Below are 16,060 nucleotides of genomic sequence, written 5' to 3' on the forward strand. Positions count from 1 at the left end.
CCGGTCACAAGGAAAACTCATCGGAAGGGTAGTGGAGGTAGGTTCCGTCACTCTTGCTGGGAACCCCTAAGCGTCGGTCGAAAACCAAAGATGTCCATCGCAGGAGTGAATGGGAAAAAGGAGTAGCTCCAGACTGGTCTCCCGGGCTCAACGTCTTGCACGGCTTGGTTCACCAGTGGCGCGTACTTCATCGGCTCCTCCGCCTCAGCAATGTTTTCCCATTGCGTTCGGCCGGAAGTATCCTGGACAGTGCCGCCCCGAATCGGCACGGCGACTCCCCGGACGCTGGAAAATGCATGCCGGCGTCCGACGTGACCAGTACATCTTTAGGCACAATTTGTAAGATCCGGTCCGGAAGACCCGCCGGGAAGCGCAGACCCGGCAAGGCGGAACGGCATAAGGCGGGAATAAATTCGACCATTGACCGTCAGCACACGGGTATGATCGCGCCCATGAAGCGCATATGCGCGTCCACGACAAGGGGGCCGGACAGGCAGGTGGAAGGGTTGGAATTGCTCCTGATCGCATCGGCACCGCTGTTCGGCGGCATCGTCGGCATCCTGGTGGACCGCTACCCCGCTTCGCCGGATGAGGATGACGCGTGCCCGGCCGCCGCCGGCCGGCCGGCCGCCCTGCGCAGCCTCCATCCCGCCCTGGAGGCCGCCTGCACCTTGGCGGCCATCCTGGCCGCCGTGCTCTTGCCGATGCCGCTGTCGGCCTTCGCCGCCGTCCTGGGCTGGACCCTGCTCGGCTTGGCGCTGATCGACCTGCGCCACCTCGAAGTTCCGGACGCCGTTTCCCTTCCGTTGATCCCCGCCGGCCTCGCGGCGACCTGGTGGGTCGAGCCGCAGGCCGTCCCGGCCCATGCCGCCGCCGCCGCCCTGGGCGCCGGCGCCATCTGGCTGCTGGGAGCGGCCTACCGCCGGGTCCGCGGGCATGAGGGCATCGGCGGCGGCGACGTCCGGCTGTTCGCCGTGGCCGGTGCCTGGGTCGGGCTGGCGGCCCTGCCGAGCGTCCTGTTCCTGTCCGGCGTCTTCGGCCTGCTCGCCGCGGCATTCCTCGTCCGCGGCGGCTGGGTAGAACGGGACGGCCGCATTCCCTTCGTCCCTGCATTGTCCGCCGCATTGTGGGTGGTTTTCCTCGTTCCCGAACTGGTGCAGCCATGACGAGCCTCGCCGACAGCCCGACCGTCACCTCCTCCGCCACCGGCGCTCCGGGCCATGCTCCCCAGGACGCGTTCGCGGGCGACCTGCTGGCGTCCGGGCACCTGTCCCAGGCATCGCTGGATCGGGCTCGCCGGGCGGCGTCGGAAAGCGGAATCGGGCTGCCGACCGCGGTCATCAACCTGGGCATCGTGCCGGAGACCATCGTGGCCGAGACCCTCTGCCGGGCGCTCTCGCTCTCCCCGGTCGAAGCCCACGAGTGGCCGGACGAGGCGGTGGGCGAGGCCAGCCCGCGCTGGATGGAACAGGCCCGCGTCCTTCCGCTCCGGGTGGAAGAGGATCATGTCGTGGTGGCGTCGGCCGACCCGACGGACGCTGCGGCCCTCCAGGCGGCGGGACTGCTGTTCGACCTGCCGGTGAGGATCCGGGTCGCGACGCAATCCGATATCCGCAAGGCGGTCGCCAAGCTGCGGGACGGCGCCGCCTCCGACGGCCATGTGACGACCGTGGCCGGCGACGACGACCTCCAGCGCCTGAAGGACCTGGCGAGCGAAGCGCCGGTCGTCCGGTTCGTCAACCATATGATCGTCCAGGCGGTGGAGAGCCGGGCGTCCGACCTTCACCTGGAAAGCCAGGAAGGCGGGCCGGTGCAGTGGCTCCGCATCGACGGCGATCTCACGCCCATCGAGGCGCCGGCCCCCGCCCTTCACCGGGCCGTCGTCTCCCGCATCAAGATCCTGGCCGGCATCGACATCGCCGAGCGCCGCCTGCCCCAGGACGGCCGCATCAAGATGACCGTCGGCGGCCGCCAGGTCGACCTGCGCGTCGGCATCGTGCCGACGCTGCACGGCGAAAGCGTCGCCATCCGCGTGCTCGACCGCAGTTCAGTGGCGCTCGACTTCGGCAAGCTCGGCTTCACCGGCCCCGTGCTCGACAAGTGGCTGGAGGCGGCGAACCGCCCCTACGGGATCGTCCTGGTGACCGGCCCGACCGGCAGCGGCAAGACGACCACGCTCTACAGCTCGCTGCTCCGCGTCTTCGTCCCGTCCCGCAAGTACTTCACCATCGAGGACCCGATCGAGTACCAGCTTCCCGGTGTCAACCAGACCGAGGTCAAGCCCGGGATCAAGCTGACCTTCGCCTCGATCCTCCGCGCCCTGCTGCGGCAGAACCCCAACGTCATCCTGGTCGGCGAGATCCGCGACCGCGAGACCGCGCAGACGGCGATCGAAGCGTCGCTCACCGGCCACCTGATCATGTCGACACTTCACACCAACGACGCGCCCGGCGCCATCACCCGCATGCTTGAGATGGGGGTCGAGGATTACCTGCTGGCGTCGACCCTCAACGCCGTGCTGGCCCAGCGGCTCGTGCGCACCCTGTGCCCCGACTGCCGCGAGCCCCACCCTTACGCGGACGCGATCGTCCGGCGGTTCGATCTCGGCCGATTCGCCCCCGACGGGCGCGCCCGGCCCATGCATGCCCCCGGATGCCCGTCCTGCCGGGGCACGGGATGGCGCGGGCGGACCATGATCACGGAGTTGATGGTCATGACCGACCGGATGCGCGCCGCCGCCATGGCGCGCGGCGAAGCCTCCAGGCTGGCCGAGATCGCCCGGGAAGAGGGAATGGAGACATTGTTCGAGAGCGGCCTGCGCAAGGTCGCGGACGGCTCCACGACGGTGGAGGAGGTCCTGAGGGCGACCCTGCAGGGAGCTTCCTGATGCCGCTCTTCCAGTTCGAGGCGGTCGAGCGCGACGGCAAGATCGCCGTCGGCACCCTCAGCGCCGCGGACAGCGAGGCGGTTGCGCGCCAGCTCCAGGAGCGCGGCGCCGTGCCGCTCCGGATCGAGACCGGCCAGGCCGCTGCCGGTGGATTCGCAGGCAGCCGCAAGTCGCTGCCGGCCGCCAAGCTTTCGCGTTTCGCCCGCGAACTGGCGCTCCTGCTGGATGCCGGCCTCCGGCTGGACCAGGCGCTGGCGTCGGTCGCCCGGTCGCGCGACCTGAAGTCGATGGCGCCGGCGCTGACCGTGGTGCTGGAGCAGGTCCGCGCCGGCATCCCCTTCAGCGAGGCGCTGGAGCAGCGACCGGAACTGGCGCCGCCCTACGCGATCGGTATGATCCGCGCCGGGGAGGCGGCCGGCGCGCTCGCCACCATCCTGCGCAGCCTCGCCGAACTGGCCGACCGGCGGGCAAGGTCCGCCAAGGCGGTCCGCGCCGCACTGACCTATCCCGCGATCCTGGCGGTCACGGCCGCCGTTTCGATCGGTACCCTGTTCACCGTCGTCCTGCCCCAGCTCGAACCGCTGTTCGACGGCGCCGGGGACCGGCTGCCGACCATGACCGTCGTGGTGCTGGAGGCCAGCCGCCTGTTCCGGGAATACGGGCTCTACGCGCTGGCCGCCCTGGTCGCAGCCGCCATCGCCGTCCGCGTCTCGGTCAACGCTCCGGAGACGCGCCGCGCCCTGCACGGGCTGCTGCTGCGGGCTCCCGTGGCCGGCGGCCTGATCCGCCGGATCGAGGGCGGCCGGTTCGCCCGCCTGTTCTCCACCCTGATCGGCGCCGGCCTGCCGGCCGCGAACGCGCTGGAGCTGGCCCGGGGCGGCGCCACCAACATGGCGTTCGCCGATGCCCTGAAGGATGTCCGGGGAGCCCTGGTCGAAGGCCGCGGCATCGCCGAGCCGCTGGCCGCCACCCGTATCTTTCCGGCCGTCCTGCTGGACCTGGCCCGCGTCGGCGAGGAGAGCGGGCGACTGGGCGAAGTCCTGGGCCACGCCGCCAACATCCTGGAGGAGGAGGTCGAGAGCGAGATCCAGCGCGGCATCGCCCTGCTGGCGCCGCTCCTGACCATCGGCCTGGGCGGCGTGATCGCCTTCATCATCGCGTCCGTCGTCATGGCGATCCTCAGCATGAACTCGATAGCCATGTAAAAGGGCGCTCCGGAAGGGGCGCCCTTCGGCGCGGGATCACGCCGTCGCCGGCCGGCGCCGCGCGGCGACCAGCAGGTAGTCGAGGACGGCCATGACGACCAAGGAGATCCCGACCAGCGGGAACAAGACCCCGCCGATCATCAGGATCGCCAGCACGCCGCGCAGGGCACCCCGGTCCGCCGGCATGGGCGGCACGCCGAGCGAGCCGCCCGGGCGGCGCTTCCACCACATGACCCCGGCGGAGACCGACAGCAGGACGATCGCCAGGCAGACCACGAGCATGACGATCTGGTTCGCGACGCCGAACTCCTGGCCCATGTGGACATTGATGCCCCATTCCAGCGCCCGGCCGAGCGGGCCGTAGTCGGCATAGCTCATGTCGATCAGCGGCTTGCCCGTGTACTGGTCCAGGTGGACCACCCGCTGCTGCGACAGGTCGTCCGGATAGGCCGAGGCGCTGTAGACGCCCTTCGGCCCGCCGGGCAGGCCGACCGCGTAGCCGGGCGCCATGCCCAGCCGGTCGAACGCCGCGACCGCACCATCCAGCCCGATGGAGCCGCCACCGGCCGGGGCGGATTCGGGCATGCGCGCCTGCTCCAGCGACCAGCTCGTCGGTCCCGACACATGCGCCAGATGCTCGTCCGACATCGGCACGTCGACCCGGACTCCTGCCGGATAGCCGAAGTTGGAGCCGTTGGCCCATCGGTTGACATAGTCGCCCCAATAGGCGGACCACGGCATTCCGGTGACGGCCAGGAACACGATGAAGGCGCCGACGAAGATCCCGGTCACGGCGTGCAGGTCGCGCCAGAACACTCGCTGGCGCCGGTTTCCCCGGACTGTCACGACGCCGCCCTCCCGGCCGCGTGGCCACCAGAGATAGATCCCGGTGCCGACCAGCAGGATCGTCCAGCCGCCGACGATCTCGATGACGCCGTTGGCCACCGGCCCGAACCAGGCGAGGCTGTGCAGCTGGCGGACCACCCACATGACCGAACCCTTGTCGGGGATATCGCCGAGCACCCGTCCGGAATAGGGATCGACGAACACCGATACCTTGCCGGCCGCGGTCTTCACGCCGACCTCCGCGGACGAAAGCGGACCCGCCGGAGGCGTGTACTTCACCGCGGTGCCGGGATAAGCCGCGAGCGCCGCATCGACCAGGGTCGAAGGCGCCGCCCGCTCTCCGGCGCTTGTCTCGACGTATTTCAGATCGTGATAGACGAAGTTGTCGATCTCGTCCCGGAACAGATATGCGGCTCCCGTCACCGCCAGGAGGATGAGGAACGGCAGGGCCAGCAGGCCGGCATAGAAGTGCCAGCGCCAGACCGCCCGGTAGACGCTGGTGGACGAGACCGCCGCTGCCCGCGACGGGACGGGTCCGAGGGAAGTTTCTGTCATGACTCGATTCCGATGGCATGAGGCACGCGCGCGGGCTGGCTGCCGGGCGCGGCGTCCTCAGTGAATTTCAGACTCAGCAGGATTGGGGTAGAACCATCGGAGGGGGAGCACGCGGGCGTACCGCCGTCAGGAAATGCCTCGCCGCGGGCGCCTCGGCGCGCCGGGCATGGTCCAACCTCGCGGGCTGCGGGCAAGGCTCTACCGCGTGGCCGTCGGCTGCGGGAACCGGCGGAGCCGTTCCAGAGCAGACGGCGCAGAGGTTGCAAGTCTGCCCGGGCGAACCCTGTCCGGGCTTCTCCTTCGAAACCGGCTGCCGGTCGTGTCCCGCGTGCTGATGTGCCGATGGCGCGTGCACCGGCAGGGCGGCGGCAAGATGATCGCCGGACGCTGCCGCCGGCGCCGGATGCCGCGCTCCGATGGGCACATGGCCGGCCATGACCAGCTGGGAGAATGCGGCGAACAGCGCCAGCAGGATTACCGCGGCGTGCAAGCCGTTCCGGCCGGTGGCGGAACGAACTCCGCCCCGCCGCAGGGTAGTGCCGGGAACGTCTCTGCGGGGTTTCGCCATCGATCGGTTTGCCTGACGATCCGCCAATAAAGTCGGTGGGATAGGTCCAGGACGAGTGGTCTACCGGAATTATTCCGCCTCCACGACCAGAATCAGGGAGCGATCCTTCCCGATCCGTGCCCGCTGGGCCGCGCCCGCCGGATGTCCAGGACCCGAAAGGTGGAGACCCAACCACATGAAGGGACAACTCACTATAACCGTCGGAAAGAAATCTCCCCTGGAGCGGTACTCCCTGGAATTACGGGAATATGGATTCATCCGGTACGTCATCTTCACGAACACGACGCAGAGATGCCGAGGTCGATGTGTCCGGAAGTCGGATAGACAACGGTCCCATCAACACTCTAGTCCGGAGGCACGAAAAAGTTTGAATCTCGACTTTGTTTTTTCACCGTAAAGTATAAATCGCTTCTTCTGACGTGCTCGCAAGTTAACAGCGACCGGTCAAAGAAAAATTTACCAATTCGATCCAGACGGAACAGAGGAATTCCTTTGTCCGATCGTCCGAACGCGTGCCGTTCTGAGCAGAATTCAAGGAGTAAGAACTAATGCGCAGGCGCGAATTCCTCAAGTACGGCAGTGCCATGGCGGCGTTTGCCACGGTTTCGACCTCCCTTCCGGCGATCCTTTCAGCGCAGACCTCCGAGGATGCGCCGACCGGCGAAGAGGCCGATTTCGACCTGGAGATCGTCGATGTCGATGTCGAGCTGATCGACGGCAGCATCGTCCCGATGTACGCCTTCGCCCCCACCGGCAAGGAGCCATCCATTCCCGGCCCCATTCTCCGGGTGACCCAGGGCGATACCGTCCGCATCGATATCCGAAACTCCAGCACCCGACCGCACGGCTTCCAGATCGTCGGCCAGACCAACGCGGTCGTCTCCGGGCTGGCTCCCGCCGACGGCGACGGCGAAGACAAGATGCGGATCGAGTTCGTCGCGACGAAGCCGGGAACCTACTTCTACGTCGATGGCGACAATTCCCCGATCAACCGGGTGCTCGGCCTGCACGGGGCGCTGATCGTGGAGCCGAAGAACGGCTATGCCGACGGCAAGAACCGAAAGAAGCCGATGCCCTACGCGCCGGGCGCCGCGACACCCGCCATGAAGTCGCTGTTCACGGCGCTCGGCGAGTCGACGATCGACGGCGAACCCGCCCGCTTCCCGGGCAAGCCATGGCAGAAGGGACGGGAGTATGTCTGGATCTTCAACCAGATAGACCCGGCCATGTGCCGTCGGATCGGCGGCGGGGAGCTTGTCACCCCAGCCGAGTTCGAGAGCCAGTTCCATCCTCGGTACTTCACGATCAACGGCCTGTGCGGGCTCGACTCCGCCCATGACAAGGCGACCTGCCCGACCGGGCACGCCGGCGAGCCGGCGCTGATCCGCTGCATGAATGCCGGACTGGCGACCCACAGCCCGCATATCCACGGCAACCATGTCTTCGTGCTGACCGAGAGCAACAAGAACGGTCTGCCGATCTACCAGACCAGCCTGAACGAGCACGATGTCTGGACCATGCCGCCGATGATGATCAAGGACGTCCTGCTCCCCTACACGGCGCCGCCGGACGTGCCGCCGGCTCCCTGGAAGATGGTCCAGGAGAAGTACCCGTTGCGCTACCCGATGCACTGCCACAACGAGATCTCCCAGACCTCCGCCGGCGGCTCCTATCCGATGGGGTTGGTCACGGACTGGCATATCGACGGACCGGTGGCCACCAGCTGAGTCACCGTCCCCGCCGATACGCAAAACCCTGGTTCAACCGACAGCACGGCTGCACGGACATTCCGACACGCCGAGCGGCGAAGTCCCGAGCGCCCTGGAGAGCTGAGAATGACGACCATCTACCGCCCCATATCCGATCCCCTGGAATTCGATACCTTCGGCTGCCACCCGTTCGAGAACGATCCCGCGACGCCTGACCGGACCAACCGGCAAGTCTTCCTTCGCCGCCAGGTCGCCGACTGGAACGTGGACATGAAGGATGGCTCCCAGCTTCAGTTCTGGGGCTTCAAGGACCCGGACGTTTCCGGAAGCGACTCCCCCTGGCCGTCCAAGCTCATCCGGGTGAAGCAGGGCCAGGTCTTCCATTGCGAGTTCAAGCCGACCAAGGGTGCCCACACCATCCATTGGCACGGCATCGAGCCCACGCCCATGAACGACGGCGTCGGCCACACCTCGTTCGAGGTCAAGAGCAGCTACGTCTACCAGTGGTGCGCCCACCAGGCCGGGACCTATCTGTACCACTGCCACAAGAACACGGTCCTTCATTTCGAGATGGGCATGTACGGCGTGCTCATCGTCGATCCGCTGACCAAGAGCCCGGACACCAACAACCCCAACTATCTCTACGATCCCTTGCCGCGGGACGAGGTCTCCGACATCACGCCCGGCGCGCCCTACTCGGCCGAATCGATCCTGGTGTTCGACGACGTCGATCCGGTGTGGCACAAGCTCGACCACAATGCCGGCATGTGCGGCGACGATGTCGGACTGGACAAGTTCAACCCGACCTACTTCCTGATCAACGGCGTCCACAACGGCAGGACCCAGACGGACTCGCGGACGGTCACCCGGATGACCGCCGGGCGCAACCTGATGCTCCGCGTCGCCAACGCCTCCTACAGCCGGCTGCATATCACCCTGCCGTTCAACTGCTACATCGTCGAGGTGGACGGCCGTCCCCTGCGGACCAATCGTGCCAAGGGCTGGTTCTCGGCTCCGGAATTCAAGGCGGCCGGCAGCAGGCTCGAGGTCGCCGTGGCCCAGCGCTACGGCATCTGGGTCCCGGAAGTGCCGCGCGGCGACCATCGGATCATCGGCAACTTCCATCACTGGATCACGAACAAGCGGCACTTCGACGGCACCGCCATCGCCAAGATCGTGGCTCTCTGAGCGGAAGGAATCTCGACCATGCGGACCATCACTTTGCCGAGGGGTGCCGGACGCGCGGCGGTCCTCGCCGGGCTCCTGATGGGCGGTGCCGCCCTCCTGCTCGGCACGGCCCCGCTCTCCGCCCGGGCGGAGGGCGGCCACGCTGGCCATTCGGAACGGGGCCATTCGGAACGGGGCCATTCGGAACCGGGCCATTCGGAACCGGCCCAAACGGAGCCGGCAAAGGCCGATGCCGCCCCGGCCGCCGCGGGCCATGGCGGTTACGGCGCCCACAGCGGCTGGCCGGAGCCGAAGAAGCTGGGCGGCGACTTCAGCCTGACCGACCATACCGGACGCAAGGTGACGCTGGCCGACTTCAAGGGCAGGGCTACCGCCTTCTACTTCGGCTATACCCAGTGCGACGATATCTGCCCGATCATCGGCACCAAGCTTGGCATGGCGGTCGACCTGATGGGGGAGATGGGGGATCAGGTCAACATCGCCATGATCAGCGTCGATGACCGCAACGACGGGCCGGAGCAGCTCGCGACCTTCGTCGCCAAGCAGCACCCGCGCCTGATCGGCCTGTCCGGCAACCGCCGCGAAATCTACGAGGTCGCGGCCAAGTACCGGGTCCGCCGCGACTACGTGATGCAGAACCAGGTGGCCAAGGAAGGCGACGAGCCCGCCGGGGAGCATGCCGGCGGCCACGGCGCCCACGGCAACGGGGATCACGGCAACGGGGATCACGGCCAGGAGCAGCACGAGGCCACTCCGATCTCCGCCGAGGCGACCTCCGAGGAAACGACCGAAGGACCTCGGACGCCGGGACAGCGGATCAGGATCCGGTCGGCTTCCGACGATGCGACGCGGCTGCACAACATGGCGATGGCGCATACCACGCACATCTACCTCCTGAACAAGGAAGGCCAAGTTGTCCGATATATTTACCCAAGTATGTCGCCAGAACAGCTTGCCAAGCGGCTCACCGACCTGATCAATGAAGGCTGATCGCCGCCGGCGGGAAACGGCGGGTGATCGCGATTGGAGATGCTGTTCATGGCCGCGACGGGCACGCTTACCGAAAACGCACTGAAGGGCTGGCGCTGGTGGACCGGCGAGCTGAGCTCCTGCGTGCCGCGCCGGCTGCGCACGCTGGTCCAGCCCAAGGACCTGCGCGTCGAACTGGCGGCCGACGCGATCACCGTCCGCCGGTCGGCCCGCTCGTCCTCGACCTTTCCGCTGCCGCTCGGCGCCGCCGACCGCGAGTCCCTGAAGCGGCTGCTTAAGCGTCGCCGCATAGCGGTCGTGTTCGCGGCGGGCCGCGCCGTCACCAGCACGGTCGAACTTCCGCTCGCTGCGGAGCGCTCGGCCCTCCAGGCCCTTCGCTTCGAGGTCGACCGGCGCACCCCGTTCAAGGCGGACCAGGTCCATCTCGGGTATCGCGTCCGGCAGCGCGACAGCGCCGGACGCCGCCTCGTGGTCGACATGATCTGCGTTCCGAAGCGCCTGCTCGTGCCGATCCGCGATGTCCTGGCCGACGCGGAGGGATCCATCGGATCGCTGTCCGTGGACCTTCCCGACGGCAGCGTCGATCTCGGTTTCGGCGCCGCCCGCCCCGCCGTCGGCGGTGCGGGACGGATCGTGGCGTTGGGCTGGGCGATCGGCCTGGGCGCCGCGCTGGCTGGTGTCCTGGTTCCCCTGGTCCGCCTCGAGACGACGGCCGAAAGCCTGGAGGCCGAGGTTGCAGACCTGCGCCTGAGGGCCGGAAAGGCGGGTGAACTCGAACGCCAGATCACCGAGATCGCCGACCGCGAGAAGGCGCTCGATGCGTTCCTGGCCGACAAGGTTCCCCTGGTCCTGCTGGCGGAACTGGCCCGCATCACCGGTGACGACACCTACCTGACGGGCTTCCGGTTCGATGGCCGCTCCGTCCAGATCGACGGCTCGGCCAGATCGGCCGCCGGCGTCGCCGAGGTGATCGAGGGATCGCCCCATTTCCGGAACCCCGTCTTCCGCACGGCCGTCGTTCCCTCGACCGATGCGGGCGAGGATTTCTCCCTCAGCTTCGAGCTGGAGCGCGCGGCACCGGAGGTCCGATGAACACCCTGACCATTTCACCCCGTCTCTCGAAGCTGCTGGCGCTGACGATCCTCGTCACGCTGGTCATGGGATCGGTCAACCTCGTCGTCCTTCCCCTGCTGGACCGCTTCGAGGCGGCCCAGGCCAGGCTGGCCGACGCGGCGGCCTGGCGTGCGCGCCTGACGGCGGCGGTGCAGCGCATACCCGCGCTCGAACAGACGCTGCAGGAAACCAAGGAGGCCGCCGGCAGCCGGAAGGGCATCCTGCGCATCGAGAACGAGGCGCTCGGGTCCGCCGAATTCCAGAAGCTCATCCAGAAGCTCGTGGCGGAATCCGGCATCCAGCAGCGCAGCATCCAGCCGGTGCCGGCACGGCGGGAGCATGATGCGGTCCAGCTCGGGATCCGCGTCAGGGCCACCGGCGACGAAGCGTCCCTGGCAAGGCTTCTCGGCGCCGTCCAGCAGCATGATCCGTCGCTTGCCGTGCGCAGCCTTCATATCGCCGCCGACTCCGTCCGCGGAGACCCGTCGGCACAGGCCCCCCAGATCGACCTGCAGGCGGATTTCGACATCCTGGCCATCGAGGACCGTAAGTAATGAGCCCTTCGTCCCCCCTTCTCATGTCGTTGTTCGCCATGGCAGCCGGCGGCATGGTGCTGGCCCAGGGACTGGGCTGGCAGCCGGAAGAGCCGGCGACGGACATCCCGGCGGCGTCCTTCGAGGTGGAACGGGTGCAGCCCCACGACACGGGCGACCAGGTCGCGGCCGATATCGACGTGCTGCTGCAAAGGCCCGCCTTCACGCCCGGCCGACGTCCTTCCGTCCCGGCGGTCGCCGGGACCGCCACCACGGAGGAGGAACTGGCGCAGGCCGACGTTCCGGTGCCGAAGGTTCTCGGGGTTGCCGTCTCGTCGGTCCGGGCGGTGGCGGTGGTGACGGAGGCCGACGGCGGCCCGACCCGCCGGGTCGCGACCGGGGATGAGCTCGCCGGTTGGCACGTCGTCGCGATCGACCGCGAGAGGGTGACCTTCGGATCGAATGCGGTGCAAGCCGTCGTTTATCTGAAGCGATCGGGGGACCGGCAGCGGGTGGAGGTCACTCCCCTGGTCTCCGAGGTTGCGGAACGGGATGCGCGGGAACAGTCGCAGAAGCCCGAACCCGATCCCCTTTTCTGACGTTCGGACAAAGCAGCACCGGAATCGCGAAGAATAGGCGTATCTCCAAAGCGTGCTCGACGCTCCCGGTTAGGGATAAGCCGAATAAAAGGAAAAGTGCCGGGAATTTATCCGCAGTGGAATCGTCATCCCCCTGAACGCGTCCCCGGTTCGAAAGCCGTCGCGGACGCACCCGATGAACAGGCTTCAGGGAACGTCATCCAATGCGGCTCGGTCCACGCCAATGGCTCTTGTCAGCCTCGACTTGTCTCCTTACCGCTGCGACGGTGACCAGCCTCTGGTCGTCCCTGGCAGTCGCCCAGACCACGCCGGAACAGGAGCCGACCACCGAACTCGAGATCATCGAGGATATCGAAGATACCGAGCCCGAAGACGAAGTCATCGACGTCACCGAACCCGATGACCGTCCCCTGGAATCCCTCAAAGGCAAGGCGCCGCCGCTGCCCGACCTGACCGGCATCGTCAAGAATGCCGCCTGGGCCAAGGCCGCCGGCAAGGCGCTGTTCTGGGACCAGCAGATCGGAAGCGACACGGTGGCATGCGCCAGCTGCCATTTCCGGGCCGGGGCCGATCCGCGCGTGACCAACCAGCTCAACCCCGGGCTCAATGCCGGCGACAAGATGTTCGGCTCCACGGCGGGCACCGGCCTGATGGCGTCCGGCCAGGCCGCCGGCCCCAACATCACGCTGAAGCCGGAAGATTTCCCGTTCCGCAAACTGCAGAATCCGAACAACGCGAAGAGCAAGGTGCTGTTCGACACCAACGACGTGGCGGCTTCGGCGGGCACCTTCGCCGGCGACTATGTCGGCACGATCGAACGCCCCAAGCAGCGGCCGCGGGCCACCAACACCGACCGTTGCAGGATGTCCACCCACGAGGTCTTCAACGTCCTTGGCCACGGCACGCGCAAGGTCGAGCCCCGCAATAGCCCGACCGTCATCAACGCCGTGTTCTACCACCGGAACTTCTGGGACGGCCGGGCGAACAACCTGTTCAGCGGCGTCGGCGTGTTCGGCCGCCGGGATATCCGCAACGACCCCGCGGCGCGTCTTCTGGTGATGAAGCCCGACGGCTCCGTTGCCTTGCAGAACGTCCGCCTGGAGAACGCGAGCGCCGCTTCCCAGGCGGTGGGACCGCTGCTCAGCGATTTCGAAATGTCCTGCACCGCGCGCACCTTCGCCGACATCGGCCGCAAGATGATGGCCCAGCAGGCACTCAAATTGCAGACGGTCCATACGGAAGACAGCCTTTTCGGCACCGGCGGACCGGTGGGCGACATCATCACCGCTTCCAAGATCGGCCTGAAGCATACCTACGGGGAAATGATCCAGAGGGCGTTCGCCAAGCGCTTCTGGGGGTCTCCCGACCGCTTCAGGTTCGAGACCGGCGCCGACGGCACCGTCAGCGTGGTGCAGGACCCCAACGGCTACACCCAGATGGAGCTGAACTTCCCGCTCTTCTTCGGCCTCTCCGTCATGCTGTACGAGGCCACCCTCATCTCCGACGACAGCCCGTTCGACCGCAACCAGCTTACGGCACAGCAGAAGCGCGGCAAGGAGATCTTCGAGGGCAAGGGCAAGTGCATCGCCTGCCACGACGGCCCGCTGATGTCGAAGGCCGCCCATGTGTCGGACCAGGGAAAGCAGCCCAAGCTGGTGGAGCGCATGCCCATGAGCGACGGCAATCCCTCGCTCTATGACAACGGCTTCTACAATATCGGCGTCCGGCCTGTGCAGGAGGACCTGGGCGTGGGCGGCACCGATCCCTGGGGCAAGCCGCTCTCCTTCTCCCGCCAGTGGGTCCAGGGGCGCAAGCTCGACTCCTTCCTGATCAACGCCTGCGATTTCGAAGTTCCTTTCCCCGGCCAGGAAGCAGTCGGGTGCGATGGGGACGTCGTTCCTCCGGGCATCAACCTGAGGGACGAGCGCCTGGCGGTGAACGGCGCCTTCAAGACCCCCACGCTGCGGAACGTGGCGCTGACCCCGCCCTACTTCCATAACGGCGGGCAGGCCACCCTGCAGCAGGTCATGGCCTTCTACAACCGCGGCGGCGACTTCAGCAGCGCGACCAAGTCCCCCGACGTGACCCCGCTGGGCCTGACCCTCGCCGAGCAGGATGCGCTGGTGGCCTTCATGCAGTCGCTGACCGACGAAAGGGTTCGCTGCTCGCGCGCGCCCTTCGACCACCCCGAACTCCTGATCCCCGACGGCCACAAGCCGGACACCGTGAAGGCCGACGGTCGCCTGGCCGACCGGCTGCGGGTCCTGAACGCCACCGGCGCCGCCGGTTACCCCTCCGACAGGTGTCCGTCCAACACCGGCAATCTTTTCGACATGGCGCGCAACATCAACGGCATGCCTATCCGGTAAACTGTCCGTGGCGGATCACTCCGGCAATGGCCCGGGCCAGGCGGCAACGCCCGGCCCGGGCCTTTCGTTTTGATGTGAGGGGATGGCCGAGGCCGTCTCGCGCGCGGATCGCCTCCGCTCGATCGCGGCCGCGGCCGAGCCCTGGCCTTGGGCCTTCTACCCTGACGCCGCCGCCGGCGACGACAGTGCCTGTCGCAGGACACCATCTTGAGCCATGCTTGAGCCATGCCGTAGCCGCCCGATGGATCGCCGCTGTCGTCCGGCGCCGCCGTGAGGAACCTGGCCCGGAGTGCATCCCTCCAATCCCGCCGGAACAATGCACCATGTGACCCCGGGACCGGACTAGAGCAGACACACGAAAAAGGGGGTGCAGCCGTAAAGGCCGCACCCCCGTCTTTTCTACTTCACCGATACGAAGCCGCCGGTTTTCCCGAGACAGCCTTGAGCATCAGTCGATGCGGATCTCCACCTCGACCAGGGGAGAGTTGGCGCCTGCATACTGCGCGCGGACCTTCGCGGGGCATCCCAGCGTCGTCGTGATGCGGGCGTCGAAGTCATACACGCCGAATGTCCCGACGTCCGCGACAGCGGGAGTCGTACCGTATTCGGCGCGCGCGATCCCGTTCAAGGCGGGCTTGAAGATGTTGACGTTGCCCGTCGCATTGCCGGACGGGTTGTGGACGCCTCCCCGGACTTCCAGGTCGATCGTATTGGCGTCACGTTCCCGGCACTGTGCCCTCTGGATGCTGACGGCAGGATTTGCCGCCACCGCGTCGACCAGTTCGCCGCCCGTGGCTTCGACGACGAATGCGAACAGAACCTTCTCGTCGTTGGGCGGCGTGCCGATTTTGCCGTAGTGCCCCTCCGCCGCGACGAGCGTACCCGGCAGAAGCGTCGTCGGCTTGATCCGGAAACCGTACTCGTTGAGCATCGGCGAGCCCTTGTAGCGGGCATCGTAGAGAGGGTGAGTGCCGTCCAGGTTTTTCTTCATGGCGGGATAGGACTGGCCGGTCGGAGTGCTGGGCAGGAGGATGACCTTGCTGCCTTCGATGTCAAACCAACGCTCACCTGCCGTGTTCACGTTTTTCCGGACCGTCCCAAGAAGGACGTTTTCAGCCGTGTCGGCGTAGAAGGTGTCGGCCGTGACATTACCGAATTGGTCGCTCGTGCCGGTGACGATCGAGGTGCCGCCGATGAACCCCCGTTCGCTGCCCGTAAAGCCGGGAATGGCCTTCGTGCTCCACAGATCCTCGGCACTGATCGTGCCCGAGGCAGTCGTGATGATCGTTCCAGGAACTATATCGACCCAGACCCCCATCACCTTCGCTCGGCTGTTGTCCTTGTCCAACTCCTCGAGCTTGCCTTCGATCTCGACTTCCTGCGTTGTTACCTGGGCCACGGCAGGCGCAGGAGCCATCACGACGGTCGCTGCCAACATCGGCTGGGTCAGCAGGGCTGTAGACATAAGAATAGTGCGAGTGAGATTGCGCATGAGCAC

General features: G+C 67.0%; 12 protein-coding genes. 10 read left to right on the forward strand and 2 right to left on the reverse strand.

Going from position 1 to position 16,060, the window contains the following annotated elements; translation table 11 throughout:
• Positions 1–512: 512 nt before the first annotated feature.
• Genes JL100_RS13520 through JL100_RS13530 form a run of 3 tightly spaced genes read left to right on the forward strand, consistent with a single transcriptional unit; the run spans position 513 to position 4,092 of the window.
• The gene (locus tag JL100_RS13520; protein ID WP_228421243.1) at positions 513–1,166 is read left to right on the forward strand and encodes a prepilin peptidase; all 654 of its coding nucleotides are present in this window, start codon (positions 513–515) and stop codon (positions 1,164–1,166) included.
• Positions 1,163–2,887: a GspE/PulE family protein gene (locus JL100_RS13525; RefSeq protein WP_202680222.1), complete on the forward strand. Its 1,725-nt coding sequence runs from the start codon at positions 1,163–1,165 to the stop codon at positions 2,885–2,887. The genes JL100_RS13520 and JL100_RS13525 overlap by 4 nt, the downstream gene beginning before the upstream one ends.
• The gene (locus JL100_RS13530; protein ID WP_202680223.1) at positions 2,887–4,092 is read left to right on the forward strand and encodes a type II secretion system F family protein; all 1,206 of its coding nucleotides are present in this window, start codon (positions 2,887–2,889) and stop codon (positions 4,090–4,092) included. Before JL100_RS13525 ends, JL100_RS13530 begins: the two co-directional genes overlap by 1 nt.
• 36 nt (positions 4,093–4,128) lie before the next feature.
• Here JL100_RS13530 and JL100_RS13535 read toward each other — a convergent pair whose 3' ends face one another.
• A complete protein-coding gene (locus tag JL100_RS13535) occupies positions 4,129–5,493 on the reverse strand; it encodes a PepSY-associated TM helix domain-containing protein (RefSeq protein ID WP_202680224.1) in 1,365 nt (454 codons plus the stop codon).
• A gap of 1,116 nt (positions 5,494–6,609) precedes the next feature.
• Between JL100_RS13535 and JL100_RS13540 the strand changes: the two genes are divergently transcribed.
• From JL100_RS13540 to JL100_RS13570, 7 genes are all read left to right on the forward strand, one after another.
• Entirely contained in the window at positions 6,610–7,788 is a 1,179-nt protein-coding gene (locus JL100_RS13540) for a multicopper oxidase domain-containing protein (protein ID WP_202680225.1), read from the forward strand.
• 108 nt (positions 7,789–7,896) lie between these two features.
• Entirely contained in the window at positions 7,897–8,958 is a 1,062-nt protein-coding gene (locus tag JL100_RS13545; RefSeq protein WP_202680226.1) for a multicopper oxidase domain-containing protein, read from the forward strand.
• A gap of 18 nt (positions 8,959–8,976) precedes the next feature.
• Positions 8,977–9,948, forward strand: coding sequence for an SCO family protein (locus JL100_RS13550; protein ID WP_202680227.1), 972 nt, complete (start codon positions 8,977–8,979; stop codon positions 9,946–9,948).
• Between the two features lie 48 nt (positions 9,949–9,996).
• Positions 9,997–11,040: a PilN domain-containing protein gene (locus JL100_RS13555; RefSeq protein WP_202680228.1), complete on the forward strand. Its 1,044-nt coding sequence runs from the start codon at positions 9,997–9,999 to the stop codon at positions 11,038–11,040.
• Positions 11,037–11,615 (forward strand): type II secretion system protein GspM, encoded by a 579-nt coding sequence (gene gspM, locus JL100_RS13560; protein ID WP_202680229.1) that lies wholly within the window; start codon positions 11,037–11,039, stop codon positions 11,613–11,615. The genes JL100_RS13555 and gspM overlap by 4 nt, the downstream gene beginning before the upstream one ends.
• Positions 11,615–12,193: a hypothetical protein gene (locus tag JL100_RS13565; protein ID WP_202680230.1), complete on the forward strand. Its 579-nt coding sequence runs from the start codon at positions 11,615–11,617 to the stop codon at positions 12,191–12,193. The genes gspM and JL100_RS13565 overlap by 1 nt, the downstream gene beginning before the upstream one ends.
• Positions 12,194–12,459: 266 nt before the next feature.
• On the forward strand, positions 12,460–14,562 hold the full coding sequence (locus JL100_RS13570; RefSeq protein WP_202680231.1) for a cytochrome-c peroxidase: 2,103 nt from the start codon (positions 12,460–12,462) through the stop codon (positions 14,560–14,562).
• 448 nt (positions 14,563–15,010) lie between these two features.
• On the opposite strand, the gene JL100_RS13575 is transcribed toward JL100_RS13570, so the two are convergent.
• Entirely contained in the window at positions 15,011–16,054 is a 1,044-nt protein-coding gene (locus JL100_RS13575) for a hypothetical protein (protein WP_202680232.1), read from the reverse strand.
• Positions 16,055–16,060: the final 6 nt, after the last annotated feature.

Origin of the sequence: Skermanella mucosa, from assembly GCF_016765655.2 — a bacterium.
Lineage (GTDB): Bacteria > Pseudomonadota > Alphaproteobacteria > Azospirillales > Azospirillaceae > Skermanella > Skermanella mucosa.